Origin of the sequence: Metallococcus carri (genome assembly GCF_011440275.1) — a bacterium.
GTDB lineage: Bacteria > Actinomycetota > Actinomycetes > Actinomycetales > Dermatophilaceae > Metallococcus > Metallococcus carri.
On sequence record NZ_JAAOIV010000001.1, the window covers coordinates 231,675 to 252,361 of the forward strand.

21 protein-coding genes and 3 pseudogenes are annotated in these 20,687 nt (G+C 68.6%); 3 read left to right on the forward strand and 21 right to left on the reverse strand.

Annotation, left to right across the window (positions count from 1 at the left end):
- Positions 1–13: 13 nt before the first annotated feature.
- From G9U51_RS01125 to G9U51_RS01185, 14 genes and pseudogenes are all read right to left on the reverse strand, one after another.
- A complete protein-coding gene (locus G9U51_RS01125; protein WP_166191944.1) occupies positions 14–319 on the reverse strand; it encodes a DUF2469 domain-containing protein in 306 nt (101 codons plus the stop codon).
- Positions 316–1,014, reverse strand: a complete 699-nt coding sequence (locus G9U51_RS01130) for a ribonuclease HII (protein WP_328823241.1) — start codon at positions 1,012–1,014, stop codon at positions 316–318. Before G9U51_RS01130 ends, G9U51_RS01125 begins: the two co-directional genes overlap by 4 nt.
- Positions 1,011–1,763, reverse strand: a complete 753-nt coding sequence (lepB, locus tag G9U51_RS01135; RefSeq protein WP_166191947.1) for a signal peptidase I — start codon at positions 1,761–1,763, stop codon at positions 1,011–1,013. Before lepB (G9U51_RS01135) ends, G9U51_RS01130 begins: the two co-directional genes overlap by 4 nt.
- Entirely contained in the window at positions 1,760–2,665 is a 906-nt protein-coding gene (gene lepB / locus G9U51_RS01140) for a signal peptidase I (RefSeq protein WP_328823242.1), read from the reverse strand. The genes lepB (G9U51_RS01135) and lepB (G9U51_RS01140) overlap by 4 nt, the downstream gene beginning before the upstream one ends.
- On the reverse strand, positions 2,662–3,270 hold the full coding sequence (gene lepB, locus G9U51_RS01145; protein WP_166191950.1) for a signal peptidase I: 609 nt from the start codon (positions 3,268–3,270) through the stop codon (positions 2,662–2,664). The genes lepB (G9U51_RS01140) and lepB (G9U51_RS01145) overlap by 4 nt, the downstream gene beginning before the upstream one ends.
- Before the next feature lie 17 nt (positions 3,271–3,287).
- Positions 3,288–3,647 (reverse strand): 50S ribosomal protein L19, encoded by a 360-nt coding sequence (gene rplS / locus G9U51_RS01150; protein ID WP_166192615.1) that lies wholly within the window; start codon positions 3,645–3,647, stop codon positions 3,288–3,290.
- Between the two features lie 272 nt (positions 3,648–3,919).
- Positions 3,920–4,852: a type IV toxin-antitoxin system AbiEi family antitoxin domain-containing protein gene (locus G9U51_RS01155; protein WP_166191954.1), complete on the reverse strand. Its 933-nt coding sequence runs from the start codon at positions 4,850–4,852 to the stop codon at positions 3,920–3,922.
- A gap of 255 nt (positions 4,853–5,107) precedes the next feature.
- Positions 5,108–5,788, reverse strand: a pseudogene (trmD, locus tag G9U51_RS01160) (tRNA (guanosine(37)-N1)-methyltransferase TrmD); the annotation flags it as partial.
- Positions 5,788–6,291 (reverse strand): ribosome maturation factor RimM, encoded by a 504-nt coding sequence (gene rimM / locus G9U51_RS01165; RefSeq protein WP_166191960.1) that lies wholly within the window; start codon positions 6,289–6,291, stop codon positions 5,788–5,790. The pseudogene trmD and the gene rimM, both read right to left, overlap by 1 nt.
- Before the next feature lie 4 nt (positions 6,292–6,295).
- Complete coding sequence (locus G9U51_RS01170) at positions 6,296–7,462, reverse strand: MFS transporter (RefSeq protein WP_166191963.1); 1,167 nt, start codon at positions 7,460–7,462, stop codon at positions 6,296–6,298.
- A gap of 81 nt (positions 7,463–7,543) precedes the next feature.
- Positions 7,544–7,786 carry an RNA-binding protein gene (locus G9U51_RS01175; RefSeq protein ID WP_166191966.1) on the reverse strand — a complete coding sequence of 81 codons (243 nt, stop codon included), beginning with the start codon at positions 7,784–7,786 and terminating at the stop codon, positions 7,544–7,546.
- Positions 7,787–7,790: 4 nt separating this feature from the next.
- A pseudogene (locus G9U51_RS18045) lies at positions 7,791–7,922 on the reverse strand (sunset domain-containing protein); the annotation flags it as partial.
- Positions 7,923–8,009: 87 nt separating this feature from the next.
- Positions 8,010–8,474 (reverse strand): annotated as a pseudogene (gene rpsP / locus G9U51_RS17170) (30S ribosomal protein S16); the annotation flags it as partial.
- A 189-nt stretch (positions 8,475–8,663) separates the two neighbouring features.
- Positions 8,664–10,115, reverse strand: coding sequence for a helix-turn-helix domain-containing protein (locus G9U51_RS01185; protein WP_166191972.1), 1,452 nt, complete (start codon positions 10,113–10,115; stop codon positions 8,664–8,666).
- A 117-nt stretch (positions 10,116–10,232) separates the two neighbouring features.
- On the opposite strand from G9U51_RS01185, the gene aceA reads away from it, so the two are divergent.
- Complete coding sequence (gene aceA, locus G9U51_RS01190) at positions 10,233–11,507, forward strand: isocitrate lyase (protein ID WP_166191975.1); 1,275 nt, start codon at positions 10,233–10,235, stop codon at positions 11,505–11,507.
- 119 nt (positions 11,508–11,626) lie between these two features.
- Complete coding sequence (gene aceB, locus G9U51_RS01195; RefSeq protein ID WP_166191978.1) at positions 11,627–13,318, forward strand: malate synthase A; 1,692 nt, start codon at positions 11,627–11,629, stop codon at positions 13,316–13,318.
- 29 nt (positions 13,319–13,347) lie between these two features.
- Here aceB and G9U51_RS17015 read toward each other — a convergent pair whose 3' ends face one another.
- From G9U51_RS17015 to G9U51_RS01225, 6 genes are all read right to left on the reverse strand, one after another.
- Positions 13,348–14,337 carry a GNAT family N-acetyltransferase gene (locus G9U51_RS17015; RefSeq protein WP_207947905.1) on the reverse strand — a complete coding sequence of 330 codons (990 nt, stop codon included), beginning with the start codon at positions 14,335–14,337 and terminating at the stop codon, positions 13,348–13,350.
- Positions 14,334–15,419 carry an amidohydrolase family protein gene (locus G9U51_RS01205; protein ID WP_166191981.1) on the reverse strand — a complete coding sequence of 362 codons (1,086 nt, stop codon included), beginning with the start codon at positions 15,417–15,419 and terminating at the stop codon, positions 14,334–14,336. The genes G9U51_RS17015 and G9U51_RS01205 overlap by 4 nt, the downstream gene beginning before the upstream one ends.
- A 15-nt stretch (positions 15,420–15,434) precedes the next feature.
- Positions 15,435–16,334: a cobalamin-binding protein gene (locus G9U51_RS01210; protein WP_166191984.1), complete on the reverse strand. Its 900-nt coding sequence runs from the start codon at positions 16,332–16,334 to the stop codon at positions 15,435–15,437.
- A 4-nt stretch (positions 16,335–16,338) separates the two neighbouring features.
- Positions 16,339–16,839, reverse strand: coding sequence for an NUDIX domain-containing protein (locus G9U51_RS01215; protein ID WP_166191987.1), 501 nt, complete (start codon positions 16,837–16,839; stop codon positions 16,339–16,341).
- 13 nt (positions 16,840–16,852) lie between these two features.
- Positions 16,853–18,748, reverse strand: coding sequence for an HNH endonuclease signature motif containing protein (locus G9U51_RS01220; protein WP_166191990.1), 1,896 nt, complete (start codon positions 18,746–18,748; stop codon positions 16,853–16,855).
- Between the two features lie 564 nt (positions 18,749–19,312).
- Complete coding sequence (locus G9U51_RS01225; RefSeq protein WP_166191993.1) at positions 19,313–19,453, reverse strand: hypothetical protein; 141 nt, start codon at positions 19,451–19,453, stop codon at positions 19,313–19,315.
- A gap of 29 nt (positions 19,454–19,482) precedes the next feature.
- On the opposite strand from G9U51_RS01225, the gene G9U51_RS01230 reads away from it, so the two are divergent.
- Positions 19,483–19,881, forward strand: a complete 399-nt coding sequence (locus tag G9U51_RS01230; RefSeq protein WP_166191996.1) for a VOC family protein — start codon at positions 19,483–19,485, stop codon at positions 19,879–19,881.
- A 6-nt stretch (positions 19,882–19,887) separates the two neighbouring features.
- Here the strand turns inward: G9U51_RS01230 and G9U51_RS01235 are convergent, their stop codons facing one another.
- Positions 19,888–20,664, reverse strand: coding sequence for an alpha/beta fold hydrolase (locus G9U51_RS01235; RefSeq protein WP_166191999.1), 777 nt, complete (start codon positions 20,662–20,664; stop codon positions 19,888–19,890).
- Positions 20,665–20,687: the final 23 nt, after the last annotated feature.

Sequence of the window (20,687 nt, forward strand, 5' to 3'; positions counted from 1 at the left end):
GGTCCCCTGTGAATTACTCCGGGAGCTCAAGCTCCCGGGGCGGCAGCTCCTCGACGTTGACGTCCTTGAAGGTGAGCACCCGCACGTTCTTGACGAACCGCGCCGGCCGGTAGACATCCCACACCCACGCGTCGTTCATCCGCACTTCGAAGAACACCTCCGCGCCCTCGCCCCGCACCAGGACATCCACCTCGTTGCACAGGTAGAACCGCCGCTCGGTCTCCACCACGTGGGTGAACAGGCCGACGACATCGCGGTACTCCCGATAGAGCTGCAGCTCCTGCTCGTTCTCATAGCGTTCGAGGTCCTCAGCGCTCACACCTGCATCCTTTCAGGATCGCCGGCGACAGGGGCCTCCGCGACGAACCGGCGCCACGATCGCCGGTGCAGCTCGCACGGCCCATGCTGATCCAGCGCTGCCAGGTGGTCCGGCGCCGAGTAACCCTTGTTGCCGGCCCAGTTGTACTGCGGAAAGCGCTCGTGCCTGTCGACGAGCATGCCGTCGCGCTCGACCTTGGCCAGCACCGACGCGGCCGCGACCGACGAGCACTTCATATCCGCCTTGATCATCGTGCGCACCGGGGGTGTCGCCGGCGCGTCGAGCAGGCCGAACAATCCCACCCGTGCGGGATCGGTGAGCCAGTCGTGATTTCCGTCCAGGATCACCAGATCAGGTATGACGGGCAGCGCGGCGAGCGCTCGCTCCCCCGCCAGCCGCAGCGCACGCATGATGCCGATCTGGTCGATCTCCGCCGCGGATGCATGGCCAACGGCATACGCCACCGCCCACCGCCGCAGCTTCGGCACCATCGCGACCCGGGCGGCGGGCGTGAGCAGCTTTGAGTCACGCACACCCTGCGGCGCGGTCCGGGATGACTCATCGATCACGACGACGCCGACCGACACCGGGCCGGCGAGCGCACCGCGCCCGACCTCGTCCATCCCGGCCAACAACCGGAATCCCTCGCGCTGCAGTGACCTCTCGACCCGCAGGCTCGGCCTGCGGACGGTCACGGGTTCGGCACCTTGGCGAAGACTTGCGGGTATGCCGGCAGCGACTGGATGCGACTGATCGGCCACGCGATCGCCACCACCTGGCCGGTGATGAGGTTCTCCGGCACCGAGCCGGTGCGGCCGGATCCGTCGTCATGGCCACGCGAGTCGTAGGAATGGTCCCGATTGTCACCCATCACCCAAACCCGTCCGGCCGGCACGGTGATCGAGAAGTTGTCGGCGCACGGCCGGTTGCCCGGGGCGACATACGGCTCGTTGAGGGCGGCACCGTTGACGGTCACCTTGCCGCTCACGCAGGCGACATTGTCACCGGGCAGGCCGATCAACCGCTTGACGACGTGGTGGCCGCCGCCGGGCAGGATGCCGACGAACTCAAGCGCGCTCTTGGCACCGCGGACCACCGCATTGGAACTGTCCTGCTGCACCGGTCCCCACGAACTGGGCTGCTCGAACACGATCACATCTCCACGGTTCAGCGCCGAGCGTTGCGGCGTGAACTTGCTGACCACGATGCGATCGCCGATGTCGAGGGTGTTCTCCATCGACTCCGACGGGATCGAAAACGGCTGCGCCACAAAGGTTTTCACCAGAAACGAAATGGTCAACGCGATGACCGCGATGATGATGACTTCCCGCAGGGCACCGCCACCGCGGCGCGGGCGGCGCTTGCCCTCGGACCGGCTCGGCACCTCGCCCGGGGCATAACCGTCGTCCGTTCGCGCGGGAGAGTCGGTGGGTTCCTCGGTCATCGATCAGGCACCTTGTCGAAAGTCGTCGAATAATTGCTCAGCCAGCTGCCCCGCCCGACCGGCCAGATGATGCCGATCGCGCGCCCGGTGACCTTGTCGATCGGCACCGACCCGGTCTTGCCCGTCCCGTCGTCGTGAGCACGCGAGTCGGCCGAATCGTTGCGATGGTCGCCCATCACCCAGATCCGGCCCGGAGGCACCACGATGCTAAACCGTTCGTCGCTCGGTGCGGCCCCGGCATACAGATAGGGCTCGGTGAGCGGGACGCCGTTGACGGTGAGGCGACCCTGCTGGTCACAGCACGCGACCTTGTCGCCGGGCAGCCCGATCAGTCGTTTGATGAGGTGGTCGTCGCCGGCCGGATAGAGACCGACGAACTGCAGGCCGGACACCACCGCTCCGCTCACTCCGGACCGCTTGGCCGGCGGCTGGTCCAGCCAGTTGTCCGGATCGGAGAAGACCACGACGTCTCCGCGGCGCAGGTCGAAGACCCCAGGCGTCAGCTTGCTGACCAGCACCCGGTCACCGGGCTCCAAGGTGCTTTGCATCGACCCCGACGGGATCGAGAAAGGTTGCACCACAAAGGTCTTGATCAGCAGCGACAGCACCAGGGCCGCCACGATCACGATGGCGAGCTCGCGCACCCATTGCAGCACCGAGGTGGGCTTGTGGGTGAGCGGCAGTTTGGTGCGCAGGCCGGTCGGCACCGGCGAGGGCCGCGGCGCTCCGCGCTGCAGCTCGATCGCCTGAGTCAGGTTGGGGTCGGCGGGTGCCTTGGGCATGGGCAGCTTGGCGCGCGGCCGGCCCCGCTCGACGAGCTCGCGCACCTGGGCGGCCGACATCGCCGAGGTGTCCTCGGTCGAGGTATGCCGCCGCGGCAGCCGGAATCGCTCCTCGCTCACGGCCCGAGTCTCCCCCACGATGACGTCGGCCAGTAACGCCACGTCGCCACTCCGATCACATCGCCCTGCCGTATGCCGCCGCCGCCCGGGTCACCGAGATGGTTGCGGGAGTCGTCGGAGTCGGCCCGCCGGTCGCCGAGCACGAAATAGCGGCCGGCCGGCACGGTGGTGTCGAAGGGCGGGCCCTTGGCGCCCCGCGGGCTGAGATAGGGCTCAGGTTGCACCCGCCCATTGATGCGCAGCACGCCGCGGGAGTCTGCGCTGACGCGGTCCCCCGGCATACCGACGACGCGTTTGACGTAGACCGGCCGGCCGGGATGAAAACCAAGCGCAGCGAGCACGCCGCCGCCACCGTCGCTGCCGCGGAAGGCCTCGCCGGCGTCGAAGACGACCAGGTCGCCCCGGTGGATCGCGGTATGACGCAGCACGACGATTCGATCGCCGGGACGCAGCGTGGGTTCCATCGAAGAGGACGGCACCGTGAAGGTCTCGACCACGATGCCGTGCAGGACGGCGACCAGCGCGACCACGAGGAGGGCCGCGAACGCGGGGCGCCGCAGACGCGACGGCGGCGCGCCCTCCGAAGAGGACGCGCCGCCGGTCACGTGCGCTGTGGAGATGCTCAGGCCTGAGCCGGAGTCTCGCGCTTCTCCTTGATCTTCGCCGCCTTGCCGCGCAGCTCGCGCAGGTAGTAGAGCTTGGCGCGGCGGACGTCACCGCGGGTCACGACCTCGATCTTGTCGATGACCGGGGTGTGCAGCGGGAAGGTGCGCTCCACGCCGACGCCGAAGCTGACCTTGCGGACGGTGAAGGTCTCGCCGACGCCCGCGCCGTGGCGGCGGATGACGACGCCCTGGAACACCTGGACACGGCTGCGGTTACCTTCGATGACCTTGACGTGCACCTTGACGGTGTCACCCGCGCGGAAGGCGGGGATGTCGGTCCGCAGGCTGGCCTTGTCGATCTCGTCGAACTTCTGCATGAGTTCTGCTTTCTCGTGACGCCGCAGGTCGTCACCGTCGTGGGTCTGGTGCGCGTCGTCCTTCGCGGCCACATGCTGCGCACTCCCCCTGCGGCGGGGGCCGGTCGACGCAAGGATCAAGTATGCCGGACCACCCGCCTCCCCGCGAAATCGCCGGTGCGGTGCGCAGACTGGTGCCGCCACTGGCATGCGCTCCGGCCACTCGCATGCGGTCCGGCTACTCGCATGCGCTGACCACGGCATGCACGTGCGCTCACCGCATGCGAGTGGGCTCAACGCATGCGAGTGCGCGCCAGCTGGACCACGCGGGCGGGATCGGTGAGGTCGGACCACACCAGCCGGACCACCTCGTAGCCCGCGCGGCGCAAGGCATCCTCGCGCCGCTTCTCCGCGACCAACGCAGCCCGACCGTCGGCGCCGTCATACTTCACCGCGCCATCGAACTCGATCACCACATTGCGGACGAGCAGGTCGACACGAAAGCACCCCGCGTCGGTGCCGATCTCGACCTGACTGCGCACTGGGAAACCGGCACCGACGAGGATCAGCCGGGTGAGGGACTCGCCGGGCGATTCGGCCAGCCCGTCTGCCAGGTGCAGCATCTGGCGCGCAGACCGTATGCCGGGTCGCCGAGCGTTGGCGTCGATCCAGGCCATCAGCGATTCGGTCGTCACCAACGAGTGGTGCAAGGCGGCGTCGCACGCCACGACGCCGGCCTCGAGACCGGATCGCAGAGCATGCGAGATGACCGCCACCTCGGGTCGCACCACGCCAACGCCCGCGAGCTGCACAGCCGACCCGGGGCCCCAGCAACGCTCCACCACGACACCGGGGTGGCGATAGGCCCCACCGGCCGCAACCCGGGCGAGCACGACCAAGGGATCGTCGTGCAGGACGGGGAGCCGATGCACCGCCAGCGCCGTGTGCCCGCTGCCGACCCGAGCGATCTGCCCGGCGTCAAGGTCTGAGCCACGAAACCCGCGCAACACAGCGCGCGCCTCGAGCATCCGTCTCGTCGCCCGATCCCCCGCCTGCCACGCGTCGTTGTGCACATAAGCCCCACGCCGCACGCGGCGCAGCACGCCCTCGCGGACCCATCGGTCGGCCTGGGTGGCATCGACGCCGATGGCCTCGAGGTCAGCGAGACCGACGGCACCACCCATCGCGAAGAGTCGGGCGTGCAGCGGTGAATCGAGAACGGTCATCGGCATACGGTCGGCCGAGGCACACCGGACGGTGAAGGGACTCGGGCCGCAGCTGTGGATATCTCGGGCTTCGAGCTCACCGCGAGCTGTGGACAACAAGGATGCCCGGCACCCACTCGCATACCTTCCGGCCACTCGCATGCGGGCACATCACCTGCATGCCGTGGTCACGGTCTGCGAGTCAACCCAGCGCATGCAAGTGGGCTCAGCGCATGCGAGTGCAGGTCAGCTGTCGGCGGGCGGGGGCGGTGGCGGGAGGAGGTCGGGGCGCCGGGCCTGGGTGCGGGCGATGCGTTGCTCATGCCGCCACTGGGCGATCCGGCCGTGGTCACCGGACAGCAGCACCTCTGGCACTGAAAGCCCTTGCCACACAGCGGGTTTGGTGTAGACGGGATACTCCAGCAACCCGTCCTCGTGCGACTCCTCCACCAGGGATTCGGCGTTGCCGATGACACCCGGCAGCAGTCGCGCGACCGCCTCGACCATGGCGAGCACCGCCACCTCACCACCGTTGAGGACGTAATCGCCGAGCGAGAGGACGCGCACGTCATACGCGCTGGTGGCCCACTCGTAGACCCGCTCGTCGATGCCTTCGTACCGCCCACAGGCGAAGACCAGCCACGGCTCCTCGGCCAGCGCACGCGCGGTCGGCTGGGTGAAGCGTTCCCCACCCGGCCCGGGCACTATCAACGTCGGGCGTGAATCACCTTGCCCCGCAACGTATTCGAGCGCCTCGGCCCACGGCTGGGGTTTCATCACCATGCCGGCACCACCGCCATAAGGCGTGTCGTCCACGGTGCGGTGCCGGTCGTGCGTGAAGTCGCGCAGGTCGTGCACATGCAGCTCGATCAGCCCGTCGCGCCGAGCCTTGCCGATCAGTGAAAGGTCAAGAGGCGCAAGGTAATCGGGGAAGATCGTGACGACATCGAGGCGCATCAGCCGAGCTCCAGCAGACCCGGCGGCGGGGTCGCGATCACCCGGCCGGACTCGAGGTCGACCTCGGGCACGATCTCCTCGACGAACGGCAGGTATGCCGATCCGCCGTCCTCCCGCTCGATCTCCAGCAGGTCTTGCGCCGGCCGGGAGTGCAGCGCCACGACGGTCCCGAGCGGAGTGCCGGAAGCATCCACGACCTGCAGGCCGACGAGGTCGTCCTCGTAGAAACCGTCGTCCTCCTCCTCGTCGGCCGCGGCGAACAAGCGCGTCCCGCGCAGTGCCTCGGCCGCCGTCCGGTCGAGTGCTTCCTCGAAGCCCAGCAGCTGAATCCCGTTGTGCACGCGGGCTGTTCGCAACCGCAGTGGTCCGCGCTCGGCGGGTTCGGTCGCGAAGACCGCGCCCACCACGAACCGCTCGTCGGGGCTGTCGGTGTGCACCTGCACCGTGACCTCGCCGCGCAGCCCGTGCGGCTTGCCGATCCGGGCGACCAAGACCTCGTCCATGCGCTCAGTCTCCCAGGATGGTTTTCTCGGTCGGCATCACCAGGGACATCGCCGACAGGGCCACGGCCGCGAGCAGGGGCAGCACCAGTGCCCGCTGTATGCCGAACTCGTGCACCAGGGCGCCCATCGCGCCGGGCCCGATGAGCGAGGTGGCATAACCGGTGGTCACCACGATCGACAGGGTGCGCCCGCCACCCGCCATACCGGCAAGGCCGTAGATCTGCGGTGCGATGAGAGCGACACCGGCACCGACGACACACCAACCGAGCAGCAGGACCGGCAGTGGCTTCGCGAGCACGCCGATCAGATAGCCGAGCGCAGCCAGCCCGGCGCCCCACCGCACCACCTGCCGCCGACCGAAGCGGTGCACCAGGTGGTCACCACCGAAGCGCACCGCCAGCATGCACACCGACACCGCCGCAAGCCCCCAGGCGCTCTGCGCGGAGGTCACCCGGGCGACATCGCGCACGTGCACCGACGACCAGTCGTATGACGTGCCTTCGGCAAGCCCGAAGCCCACCGCCATCGCGGCGAGCACCCACGCTGCCCGCGGAATCGGTTGGCGCACACCGGATTCGTCCCGATGGACGACCCGCGGGGTGTCGACCCTGGACCACAGGCCCAGCACGGCCACGACGACCAGCACCACGCTGGCGACACCCAGCGCGGACCGCGCCACCGCCGCTGGCCCGGACCACAACCGACCCGAGAGCACCACCGCACCCGAGCCGAGCAGCATCCCCACGCTCCACATCGCGTGCAGCCGGCTCATCACCGGTCGGGGCCGCGCCGCTTCGACCAACACGGCGAGCGCGTTCATCGCCACATCGGTCAGGCCGTTGCCGAGGCCGTAAAGCACGGCGATGGCGATGCCGATGCTCGGGCTGGGCGCAAAACCCATGCCGCACAACGCAATCGCCATGAGCAGACCGCCGGCGACCATGAATCGCGACGCCCCGAAACGGTCCGACAACCGGCCGCCCGCGCTGATGCCGACCACGGCACCGAGCCCGGCGGCGACGAGCAGCGCGCCGAGCGCCCGGGTGTCGGTGTCCCACCGGTCGGCCAGCGTCGGCAACAGCCCACCGAGCACGCCCACGCCGAGGCCGTTGGCGACGAAGGTCGCGGCGGTGGTTGAAACGGCTCGCGACGAGCCGAGGTGAGGACGCACGGGGGAAGCCTTTCGCACAAAGACAGGTGAGGTAGGCCGAGAGGCGAGCTCTCGTCCTACCTCACCTGGAGGTTGAACCGGTCAGCGAGCGCGGTCGGTGTCGACGATGTCGACGCGCACATTGCGCCCGGCCGCGAGGGCCTTGATGACCTCTCGCAAGGCCGACGCGGTGCGACCGGAACGGCCGATGACGCGACCGAGGTCGTCCGGGTGGACGCGCACTTCGAGCATCTCGCCGCGGCGTCCGTCCTTGTGCCGCACGACGACCTCGCCGTCGTGGTCGACGATGCCCTTGACCAGGTGCTCCAGTGCTTCCTCGAGCACCGGATCAGCCCTCGGACTTGGCGCCCGGCGCCACGAAGCCGGCGGCCTCGGCGGCCTCGGCCGTGGTGAACCAGACCTCGGCGACGGTCGAGTCGTACCACTGGCTGTCGGTGGTGTGGTACTTCATCGAGTCCTTGTTGCCCTTGACGGTGAACTTGGCCGGGTCGGGCGACGCGCCGTCCGCGAGCGGAGCGGCGGAGTCGGGGCCGAAACCACCATCAGCGGCCTCGGCCGCCGGAGCAGCCTCAGTGGCCTCAGTGGCCTCAGCAGCCGGAGCCTCGTCGGCCTTCTTCTCGGCCTTCTTCTTGGTGGTGGCGCCGCCCTTGGCGGAGTCGTCGGCACCGTCCTGCGCGGCCTTCAGCGCGGCCTCGTAGAGCGACTTCTTGTCCGGCTTCGGCGGGGCGACCTTGAGGGTGCCCTCGGCACCCTTCTCGCCCTTGAACTTCTGCCAGTCGCCGGTGACCTTCAGCAGCGCGGCGACCTGCTCGGTCGGCTGCGCGCCAACGCCGAGCCAGTACTGCGCGCGCTCGGAGTCGATCTGGATCAGGCTGGGGTCTTCCTTGGGGTGGTAGACCCCGATCTCCTCAATCGCGCGGCCGTCGCGCTTCGTCCGCGAGTCCATGACGACGACGCGGTACTGGGCGTTGCGGATGGCGCCGAGGCGCTTGAGACGAATCTTGACTGCCACGAGTGTGGTGTCTCCTTCTTCAGCTGTGAGACACGGCGAGACCGGGTGGGGAACACGCGGGGAGCCGATGCCTCGGGGGTAGGTGCGCGATCCGTCCGGGAGAGGGCCATCGGGGGCGCAGGTACGCCGGACATCATGCCAGAGGTGCGCCCTTGCGGCCCAATCGTGCGACCGGGGTGACGAGCACCGTCAGTCGGTCGGCGCGTGCCTGTCCAGGAACTGGTAGATCTCGGTGTCGTCGACGCCGGGAAAAACTCCGGGCGGCATCGCGGCGAGCAGGTGGGAGTGCACCCGGGCCGACGGCCAGGACTGCCCCTGCCAGCGGCCGGCCAGATCGGGCGGCGGCTGGGTGCAGCACGACGGGTCGGGGCAGCGCGACACCGCTCGATGGGTCGTCTCGCGGCCGCGCATCCACTTCACCTGCTGGTAGGGCACGCCGACGTTGACCGAAAACAGCCCATCGGGAGTGCGATCGACGACCGCGGTGCACCAATAGGTGCCGGACCGGGTGTCGGTGTAGGCCTGGAAGGCCTGCGAAAGGTCCGGTTGCTCGAAGACCCGGCGCGCGGTCCAGGCCCGGCATACCCGTTGTCCCTCAATGGCTCCCGTCGCGTCGGAGGGGAAGATCACCCCGTCGTTCTCGTAGGCCTTGTAGATCACGCCGCTCTGCGCGATCCGCATGAAGTGCACATGTATGCCGAGATGCTTGGTGGCGAGGTTGGTGAACCGGTGCGCCGCCGTCTCATACGAGACCGCCCAAGCATCGCGCAGGTCCTCGATGGCAATGTCCTTGTCCTTCATGGCTGTTCGCAGCGCGGCGACGGTTTCGGACTCGGGCATGAGCAGCGCGGCGGCGAAGTAGTTGATCTCGACGCGTTGGGAGAGGAACTCGGCGTAGTCGGCCGGGACCTGGTGGTCGAGCACCAGATGGCCGAGCGCCTGCAACGCGAGCGACCGCGAATCGTGTTGTCCCGCTTCGGGTTGCGGCAAATAGATGCGTTTGTGGTGCAGGTCGGTGACGGTGCGGGTCGAGGCCGGCAGATCCGAGGTGTGCACCAGCCGGAAGCCCAGGTGACCCGCGAGCCGGTCGACCGCGGCCCGGCTGATCGGGCCGCCCGGGTGGTTGATCGCGCCGAGCAGCCGGCCGGCCTCCGCCTCGATCTCACCGAAGTAGTTGTCGGCCGCGCGCATCTTCAGCCGCAGCTCGGCATTGGCCCGGCGGGCCTGCTCGGGGGTCGCGGCCCGCTCGGCCTGCGCTGCGGCCATCGCCTCGTGCATGCCGACGAGCGCCTCGAGCGCCTCCATCGGCAGTCGCGGGCCGATCTTCACCGCCGGTATGCCGAGCGCCTGGTAGCTGTCGCGTCGCTGCGCGCGTTCCAGCTTGATCTCCAGGGCGGCGCGCCGCGTGGGCGGCGTGGAGGTGAGCAGATCTTGCACGCTGGTGCCGAGGGCGCTGGCCAAGGCGGACAGCACCGACAGCTTGGGCTCGCGCTTGCCGTTCTCGATGAGCGAGAGCGCCGAGGCCGACATACCCACCTCCCCGGCGACGTCGCCGAGGGTGCGGCCACTCTCGGAGCGCACGTGGCGCAACCGGCGACCGATGAGGAGCGGATCGAGCTCGACCGGAGCAACAGACGTCATACGTCCACGATAGCGAAAGATCCGCAGATATTTACACCCGAACCGCGGTGCAGAACCGGTTGATCGCGGTCACGATGGCTGTGTTGATCAAGAAACCCCCATCTCGAATGAGGAGCCATGAGCGAGAACCTGACCGCCGCTGACCTGCAGAAGGCCTGGGAGACCGACGAGCGCTGGAAGGGCGTCACCCGCGATTACTCCGCCGACGACGTCGTCAAGCTGCGCGGCTCGGTCCAGGAGGAGTTCACCCTCGCCAAGCGCGGCGCCGAGCAGCTGTGGGACAAGCTGCACACCGAAGATTTCGTCAACGCGCTTGGCGCGCTGACCGGCAACCAGGCCGTGCAGCAGGTCAAGGCCGGCCTCAAGGCCATCTACCTGTCCGGCTGGCAGGTCGCCGGTGACGCGAACCTCGCCGGCCAGACCTACCCCGACCAGTCGATCTACCCGGCCAACTCGGTGCCGGCCGTCGTGCGCCGCATCAACAACGCGCTGCTGCGCGCCGACCAGATCGAGTTCGCCGAGGGCAAGAAGTCGGTCGACGACTGGCTGGTGCCGATCGTCGCCGACGCCGAGGCCGGCTTCGGTGGCGTGCTCAACGCCTACGAGCTGATGAAGTCGATGATCGCCTCCGGCGCGGCCGGCGTGCACTGGGAGGACCAGCTCGCCTCGGAGAAGAAGTGTGGTCACCTCGGTGGCAAGGTGCTGATCCCGACCCAGCAGCACATCCGCACCCTCAACGCCGCCCGTCTGGCCGCGGACGTCGCGGGCGTGCCGAGCGTGGTCATCGCCCGCACCGACGCCGAGGCCGCGACCCTCATCACCACCGATGTTGACGAGCGCGACCAGCCGTTCATCACCGGTGAGCGCACGGTCGAGGGCTTCTACAAGGTGAAGAACGGCATCGAGCCGTGCATCGCCCGCGCGAAGGCCTACGCGCCCTACGCCGACCTGATCTGGATGGAGACCGGCACGCCCGACCTCGAGCTGGCGCGCAAGTTCTCCGAGGCGGTCAAGGCCGAGTTCCCCGACCAGATGCTGGCTTACAACTGCAGCCCGTCGTTCAACTGGAAGAAGCACCTGGACGACGCGACCATCGCCAAGTTCCAGAAGGAGCTCGGTGCGATGGGCTTCAAGTTCCAGTTCATCACCCTGGCCGGCTTCCACGCGCTGAACTACTCGATGTTCGACCTGGCACACGGTTACGCCCGCAACCAGATGTCGGCCTATGTCGACCTGCAGGAGCGCGAGTTCGCTGCCGAGGAGCGCGGTTACACCGCGACCAAGCACCAGCGCGAGGTCGGCGCCGGCTACTTCGACCTGGTCGCCACCGCGATCGACCCGAACAGCTCCACCACGGCGCTCAAGGGCTCGACCGAAGAAGCTCAGTTCTGATCAAGAACTGCAGTTAGACCACTCGGGCTCCCGCGGTCACCTGGCTCCGGCCGCGGGAGCCCGAGTTTCATCCCACCAGCGCTCGTCCACCCGGCTCACGACCCCTTGAGGAGGTCGCCATGAACACCGCAACCCGCAACCCCACCGTCCGCGGCACGATGCATCCACGATTCGAGGAGATCCTCACCCCCGAGGCCCTGCGGTTCGTTGCAGCGCTGGACGACGCCTTCGCCGGTCGTCGCGCAGAACTGTTGCAGGCCAGGCGACTTCGCTCGCGTGAGATCTCCAATGGCGCCAACCTGGACTTCCTGCCCGAGACCGAGCAGATCCGTGCCGACGACAGCTGGCAGGTCGCGCCCCCGGGCCCCGGCCTGGAGGATCGCCGCTGCGAACTCGTCGCGCCCGCCAACCGCAAGATGGCGGTGCACGCTCTCAACTCCGGTGCCAACATCTGGCTGGCCGACCTCGAGGACGCCACCGCGCCCTCCTGGCAGAACGTCATCGAGGGACAGCTCAACCTGTATGACGCCGTCCGCGGCACCCTGACGTATGACGAAGCCGACGGTGCCCGCCTCTCGGTGGGCGACCACCGCCCCACCCTGGTGATGCGTCCCCGTGGCTGGCACCTGTGCGAGAAGCACATCGTGCTCGACGGGCGACCGTTCTCGGCGTCCCTGGTCGACTTCGGCCTCTACTTCTTCCACAACGCCCAGCGGCTGATCGACCTCGGCCACGGTCCGTACTTCTACCTGCCGAAGGTGGAGTCGCACCTGGAGGCGCGACTGTGGAATGACGTGTTCGAGCTGGCTCAGCAACTGCTCGGCATACCGCAGGGGACGATCCGCGCGACGGTGCTCATCGAGACCATCACGGCGGCCTTCGAGATGGACGAGATCCTCTACGAGCTGCGCGAGCACTGCTCCGGGCTCAACGCCGGCCGGTGGGACTACATCTTCAGCTATGTGCGCACCTTCGCCCACCGTGGTGAGGAGTTCGTGCTGCCGGACCGGGACAAGGTCACCATGACCACCCCGTTCATGCGGGCTTACACCCAGCTGCTCGTGGACACCTGCCACAAGCGTGGAGCGCACGCCATCGGCGGTCCCGCTGCGGTCAACCCGACTCGTCAGGACGAGGAGTCGCGTCATCGGGCGCTCGGCCTGGTGCGTTCGGAGAAGGAGCGCGAGGCGGCGGAAGGTTTCGACGGTTCGTGGGTGGCGCACCCGGCGCTCGTCGAGATCTGCCAGACGGCATACGCCTCGGTGCTCGGCACCCGGCACGACCAGCGGGACGTGCGGCGCGCGATCGACGTGACAGCCGCAGACCTGGTGTCGCTCAACGGAACTCAGCAGACGATCACCCTGCAGGGCGTCCGCACCAATGTCTCCGTCGCGCTGCGCTACCTCGCGGCGTGGATCGGCGGCCGCGGTGCGGTCGCGATCGACAACCTGATGGAGGACGCCGCGACGGTCGAGATCTCGCGGGCCCAGCTGTGGCAGTGGCTGTTCCACAACAGCCAGCTCGCCGAGGGTCCGCAGGTCACCCGGGACCTGCTCGACCGGATCGTCGACGAGGAGCTCGCCAAGCTGACCCGCGGCCTGGACGACCGGCACTCCAAGCGCTACGAGCAGGCGCGGCAGATCCTGGAGGAGACGGCTTTCGGCGACTACCTGCCGGGCTTCTTCACGCCGTACGCCTACGTGCGCTACCTGATCGACCGGCCGCTGCGGATGTCCGGCCCGCTGAGCAAGGAGGACGTGCGGCAGTCCGAGCAGGTCGCGGCGGCGCGCACGAACGGCACCGCTGCCTGACGCAACACCTCACGCCGGAGCGACCGTCCTCAGCCGAGGGCGGTCGCTCTGGCGTGTAGCGCGATGTTGACAATCTGGTTGGGCGTCAACGGATTTCGCGTGTCGATGCGAAAGACCCGTCCGATCGGCAACGGCTCGGCGTCCGCGGGAATCACCTGCAGGACCCGCTCCGGTGCGATGCCCGCGCTCGCGAGGCCGCGCTGCACGTGGGCGAGGTCGGACTGGCGGAGGTTGTTGTCCAGCACTCCCCCGCTCGGTGAATCGGCGAGCAAGCGCCACATCAGTTGCGAAGCCGCCGCTTCGTCATACAGCGTCTCCTTGAGGATGTCCTTGGACCACAACGGAATCCCGAGTTCGGCGGCGACCCGACGCGCGATCGTCGTCTTGCCGGAGCCGGGCAGACCGTTGACGAGGACGACCACCCGTGGGTGCTCGTTGTCGCGGTATGCCGCTGTGTCCTCCCCGGCCGTGAGCGCATAACTGTCGTGGTCGCGCCAGGCAGCGGGCTCGTCCTGGGCCTCGAGCAGGAGCATGTCCCGGACGAAGCCCTCACGGCGAAAACCTAATGACCGCAACAGTCCTGCCGACCTGGTGTTGCCTGGCCGGACGTTGGCCTCGATGCGGTGCAGCCCCATGCCGGCGGGGGCCGGGTCGAAGCCGAGACGCAGGATCAGCCGCATGCCCTCGCTGAAGAGCCCGCGCCCGTTATAGGGGTCGTAGGAGTCGTAACCCATCGTTGCGGACTGGAAGCGACCACGAATCACGTTGCTGACATTGACCTTTCCGACCAGGTCGTGGGCTGCCTCGCGTTGCCGGGCGTGGATCAGGAAGGTGCGGTGGTCGGCGCTCTGGCGCTCGAGATGCCACAGCAGATCCTGGGTGGAGACCGGGTTCCACTGACCGATGCGCTCAGCGGACGCCTCGACCGCCGAGCGGTATTGCGCGAGATCGGCGCTGACGAGGCTGCGCACCCAGACACGCTCACCCTCGGCATACAGCGGGCGAACCTCGGAGCTCACCGGAAAGCCTTGCCGCGCAACACGATCTGGGTGGGGGCGGCGAGCACACGGACATCGTCGCGTGGGTCTTCGGCATACACGACGAAGTCCGCGCTCGCTCCCTCGGCGAGCGCGTCGCGACCGAGCCACTCGCGGGCGCCCCAGGTCGCTGCGTTGAGCGCCTCGACGTTGGTCATGCCGACCTTGGTGAGCTCCTCGACCTCGCGGGCGACGAGACCGTGCGGGAGTTGGCCGCCGGCGTCGGTGCCGACAAAAACCTGGACGCCTGCCTCGTGCGCCGCGCCGATGGTCGCGTAGCGGCGGTCGTAGAGGTCGCGCATGTGCGCGGCATACCCGGGGAACTTCGCCTCGCCCGCGTCAGCGAAGCTCGGGAAGTTGGCGATGTTGACCAGGGTCGGCACGATCGCAATCCCTTGTCGCGCAAAGGAATCGATGCTGTCTTCGGTGAGACCGGTGGCGTGTTCGATGCAGTCGGTGCCGGCCCACGCGAAGTCACCGAGCGACTCCTCGCCGAAGCAGTGGGCGGTGACGCGGGCGCCCTCTTCATGGGCAGCGTCGATGGCAGCCTTGAGGGCTTCACGCGGCCAGCACGGTGCGAGGTCGCCTCGATCGCGGTCGATCCAGTCGCCGACGAGCTTGACCCAGCCGTCGCCGCGGCGGGCCTCCTGGCGGACATAGGCGACCAGGTCCTCGGGCTCGATCTCGTGGGCGAAGTTGCGGATGTAGCGCTTGGTGCGCGCGATATGACGCCCGGCCCGGATGATGCGGGGCAGGTCGTCGCGGTCGTCGATCCAGTGCGTGTCGTAGGGCGAGCCGGCGTCGCGCAGCAGCAGGGCTCCGGCGTCACGGTCGGCGACGGCATGCTCCTCGGCGCGCTCGGGTGGCACTCCCCCGGTCGCCTCGAGCCCGACATGGCAATGTGCGTCGACGAGGCCGGGGACGACATACCCCTGGACGGTCTGGACGTCCGTGCTCGCCGGCCGGTCGAAGGTGACCTTGCCGTCGACGACCCACAGTTCGTCCATCACCTCCTGCGGGCCAATGAGGATCGAACCGTTGACGTGCAGGACCGCGCCACTCATAGTCCTCGACCTTAGTCAGCGAATGCGCTCGTATGCCGTCCCTTCCCGGCCAGTCGGTCGTGTCGCGTCCGGGTGCAGCAGGTGGGCGAGATCCTCGACGCCGTCGACGAGGCGCGGGCCGGGCCGCGCATAGGAGGCGTTGGCGTCGACCGCCCAGACGGGGACACCCTCCGGAAGGTTGCCCGAAGCGAGGAGTTCGCTGGCCAGTCGGCTGGACTGCTCCAAGCCGAATCCGCATGGGGCACAGACGATCACGTCCGGTTGCGCTGCGCGGATCGCCTGCCACGTGGTGCGCTGGGACTTCTCGCCGGCGCGCCCGAGCAGAGGTATGCCGCCGGCTCGCTCGATCATCTCCGGGACCCAGTGGCCGGGGGTGAATGGTGGGTCGGTCCATTCGAGCAGCATCACCCTGGGTCGTGGGGCGCCCTGGACATCTTCCTCGACCGCGGCGAGGCGTGCGCGGAGGCTTTCGACGAGTTCGCTTGCTGTCTGGTCGCGGTCGGTGACCTGGCCGAGACGCGTGATGGAGTCGAGGACGTGGTCGAGCGTGTGCGGGTCGATGGTGACGACCTCGGCGGTGCAACCGAGATGGGCGAGGGCATCGTCGACGACCGACACGTCGACGGCGCAGACGGCACAGAGGTCCTGGGTGACGACGATGTCGGCGTCGAGGCCGGCGAGGGCACCCGCGTCGAGGTGGTAGAGGTCTTCGCCGCGGCTCATCGCCTCGCTGACCCAGGCGTCGATCTGTTGCGGGTCAAGGCCTTCGGGCATCGCGGAGGTCGACACGATGGTGCGGGTCAGTGCTTCCGGGGGCGTGTCGCATTCGAAGGTGACACCGACGACCTGGTCCCCAGCGCCGAGGTCGAAAAGGATCTCGGTGGTCGAGGGCAGCAGCGAGACGATTTTGCGCACGCTCTCACCGTAGGCGCAGCACCCTTCGCAGCAGGGTGAGGTCGAGGTCCGAAACCCGGCCGAGTGCGCTCGCGTCGTCGATGCTGATCCAGGCGACACCGGCGATTTCGGCGTTCGGGACCAATTCCCGGGTAGCGACCACCGCCCCGGTGAACAGCGCGCACCGGACTTCGAGTCCCGACGCGAGCCGAAGCCTGCGCACGCCGACGAAGCGAGCGTCCCGCATCGAGCCGCCGGCCTCCTCGGCGAACTCACGGACCGCAGCCTCTTTGGGACTCTCACCGGGTTCGATCTCGCCGCCGGGCAGCTCCCACTGGTCGCGATTCTTGTTGTGCACTAGGCAAATTCGTTCACCATCCGTGGCGATCATCACCGCGACGGCGAGCGGCCATCCCTCGACGTCGACGAGCAGTTCGCGTTCGTGGCCCGAGTCCCAGCTGACCATCTGGGTGCCGATGTGGTCGGTAGCGATCGGCGGCCCTGGCCAGCCAGCTTCGTCGTTCATGACGCGTCGTCGTTCATGCGGCCATGACCAGTCGCAGGAGTTCCTGCTCGAACCGGGAGGGATGCTGGGCGTCGATGGTCGGCAGCGGCAGAGGTGGTGGGGTGCTGGTGTACGCGTGGCCCGTCGGGGTGGTGGTGCTGACGGTATGCCGCCGACTGCCTCCGCTGCCGCTGTCGTCTTGGGTGTCGCGTCGGGTGTGCCAGTCGGGGTGTTCTTTGAGGTAGTTGCAGCTGGCGCACAGGCCTTGACCGTTGTCCATGCTGGTGGGTCCGCCGTCGGTGTGGCGGCGGATGTGGTCGATGTGGCGGATGGGTGCGTCGCAGTAGGGGGTGCGGCAGACTTCGTCGCGCAGGCTGATCGCTTGGCGCAGCAGCCCGGTGAAGGTTCTTGAGGTGGATTCGATGCGGACCAGGTCGGGGTCGTCGGGGTCGGTGAACAACCGCCGGATCAATGCCCGCGAGGTCCGGTACTCGCGCTGCCGATCCTCACGCTCACCCGTTTCGTCGGGATTGCCGGCTCGATCGTCGGCGCGATCTGGGCTACCACCTCCACCGCCTTCTCCAGTCGCACCGTGTCCAGCAGCGCCGTGTCCAGCTGCACCGTCGTGCCGCCCACCGGGTTCGTCGGGTGCGTGGGGTGCGTCTGGTACGTCTGGTGTGTGGGGTGGGGTGGCGGTGGGGCGGGTGGTGCCGGTCGCGGCGAGTTTGCGGGCCAGGATCCCGGGCAGGGTGCCCATGTTCTCGATCCGGGCGGGGGTGTTGCTCGCGCCGACCAGCGTGTCGGGGGTCATCAGCACCCCGATGGTCACGTCGCACCCGCCGGTGACGGGGTTCCGGCCGGTGAGGCGTTCGATGAACAGGTCGGCTTCGATCTGCGCCCTAGTGCGCCGGGTGCCACCCATGGCTTCGGGGACCTGCCCGGGCTGGGTGGCGTATACGGCCGCGGCGGCATCGCGTACCGCGAATTTCGCGGCGACGGCTTCGGTGAACGGCACGATCGCGGTCAACGCGGCCATCCCATCACCCAGGTCCCGCACGCTGACCCGCCGCCGGGTCACGGCCGCAGCGTGCCGGTGTGCGGCCGCGTCGGGTTCGTGCTCATCGACCAACGCCCGGGCGCGCCGCCCGACCCGCCGGGCCGCCCACCGGGTGCACCCTTCGGCGTGCAACCGGGCATCCACCACTCCTGCGGTGTGCCGGGAAGTGTGCGCGGTCGCCCGGGCGATCTGCGCGGCGGCGTCTTCGGACAACTCCCCACGCGTCATCGCCGCCAACGTGCCCGGTAACCGGTCCACCAAAGCCTCAGCCACCCCGAGCAGGCGCCGCCCCTGGGATGGGGAACACCGCTGGGCTAACCCGACCTGCGCGGCCACCGACCGGCGGGTCACGCCCTCATCCAGCCCGCGGGCCTGGTCCCGACCGGTCTGCACCCGGTCCAAGTCCACGGCCAGGCGGGCCTGCGCGGCCGCGCACGCGTTCTTCACCCGCTCCAACACCGTGATCGCTTCCACCAGCACCGCACCCGTCAGATCCGGGCCGCCCGAATCAGCGGCAGCACCAGGATCAGCGGGGTCGGCAGTGTCGGCGGGCGGGGACACACTCAAGCTGACCTCATCCAGGGCAGCTAACCGCTCGATCAACACGCGCAACTCCGCAGCGGTCGGCGCCGACAACGCCCCATCACATGTCGGGGCGGCCGCAGCGGTGGGTGCGGCGGTGGGTGCGGAGGTGGCGTCCGACACAGCATCCACCGCGCCGTCCGACATGGCGTGCGATGAGGTGGCGGGCACCGGGTCACCGGCGTGACCGGAGGCGTCGGAGGTGTTGTTGGTGCTGTTCGAGCGCATGGGGTCCGCGTCAGCGGCCGGTTCCGGCCCTGACGTGGGGGTGTTGTCGCGCGCTTCGAACATGTTTCTATTCTAGCTGCCCGGTGCGACATTGTCAGCATTTTTCACAGGGTCTATTTACGCTGAGAGCGAACATTCGAGGCTGTCAGTGGTGCCGGTTAGCGTGGTCCCGTGTGTGCTTCTTGACGGCCGCGACCGGCACCCAATTCCGCAACGACAGAACCTCCCCCGAAGGGCCGAAAAGTGGTCGCTATCACCGCCACATTCCTCTACTACGGATGTAGAGAACGCGAGGCGAGCTCACGGCAACCGGATCGGCAGGCAGGCAGTCCGGCAGGCGGGCACTGAGCTCGCCGAGGAGGACTGCCGGATCGGCCGGCTCGGCGTTCTGGTCCCCTGCCCGCGGGATTCACCGCCCCGGCGGGGCGGGTGAGAAATCAGCGGGGGCACGACGAAAACTGGTCGCTATAGCCGCCGGTTTCCTCTACTACTGATGTAGAGAAGGCGAGGCGACCGCCAGGCGACCATAACTCGCCGCTCGGCCGGTGATTGGTGCCCGCTCGGGCGACGAAAACGTGCCGCTCGGCAGCCTCGGGAACTGGTCGCGATAACCGCCGGATTCCTCTACTACGGGTGCAGCGAGCGCGAGGCGACCCACCCCGTCATACCGGCCGAGGAGAGTTCGCGCAGGGGCTCGGCGGCCTCACCTCGCCCGCGCCTGAGGACGAGAGCAGTGACAGTGTCGGTGGCAGCGGCAATGCTGGTCATCGTCGAGCACCACACACCGAGGAGGCAGCATGTCCGGACCCGTTCACTTCGAGATTCAGGCCGATGACCTGGAGCGGGCAAAGTCGTTCTACGAGAAGGCCTTTGGCTGGAAGTATGAGGACTACAGCCAGTTCACCGGCTCGCCCTACTGGGGCATCACCGCCGCTGCTGAGGGCGGCAACGACGGCATCAACGGCGGCCTGCTGCAGCGTCCCGCCGCCGCGCCCAGCCCGCAGCAGGGCACCAACGCCTATGTCTGCACGATGGCCGTCGACGACTACGACGCTGCCGAGAAGCGCATCCTCGACGCCGGCGGCCAGGTCGCCATGCCGAAGTTCGCGCTGCCCGGTATGGCGTGGCAGGGCTACTACATCGACACCGAAGGCAACACTTTCGGCATCCACCAGCCCGACGAGAACGCCCGCTGACGGCGCTTAGCGCAGGAAGTCGCGCAGGATCGCGGTGAAGGTCGCCGGCTGCTGCGAGTGCACCCAGTGGCCGGCGTTCTTCACCGTGACCAGCCGCACCCGCGGGAAGAGCGCCTCCATCGCCGGCCGGTAGTCCGGCGTGATGTATGCCGAGTCCGCGCCCGCCACCCAGACGACCGGACCGTCATACCGAGCATCGCTCGGCAGCCGCGGCCAGCCGCCGAGTTTCGGCAACGACCGGGCGAGCAGGTCGAGGTTCATCTGCCAGCGCCACCCGTCGTGATCGCGGCGCAGGTTCTGCAACAGGAAGGCGCGCACCACGTCGTCGGGGACTGCGTCGCGCATGGCCCGGTCGGCCTGGGCCCGGGTCGTGGTGGCCGGCAGGTCGAGCGCCGCCATGGCCTCGACATACCCGTCGAAGGAGGTGAGACCGCCGTAATCCACCGGCGCGATGTCCACGACGCACAACCGTGACACCAGGTCCGGCTCCGACAACGCGAGGATCATCGCGACCTTGCCGCCCATCGAGTGACCGACGACGGCCCACGGGTCCGAGCCACCGATCTCCCGCAGCGTCGATGCGACCTCGGCCGCCATCGCCTTGTAGGAGAAGGACTCCGACCACGCGGACCGGCCGTGATCGGGCAGATCGAGCAGCGTCACCCGGTGATCGTCGGCGACGGCCTTGGCGACCCCGGTCCAGTTGCGGCCCTGCCCGAACAACCCGTGGCAGAACGCGACCCGGGGGCCGGCCTCGCCGTATGACGTGGTGTGCAGCTTCACGTGACCCCCGAGTCCGCCTGCGC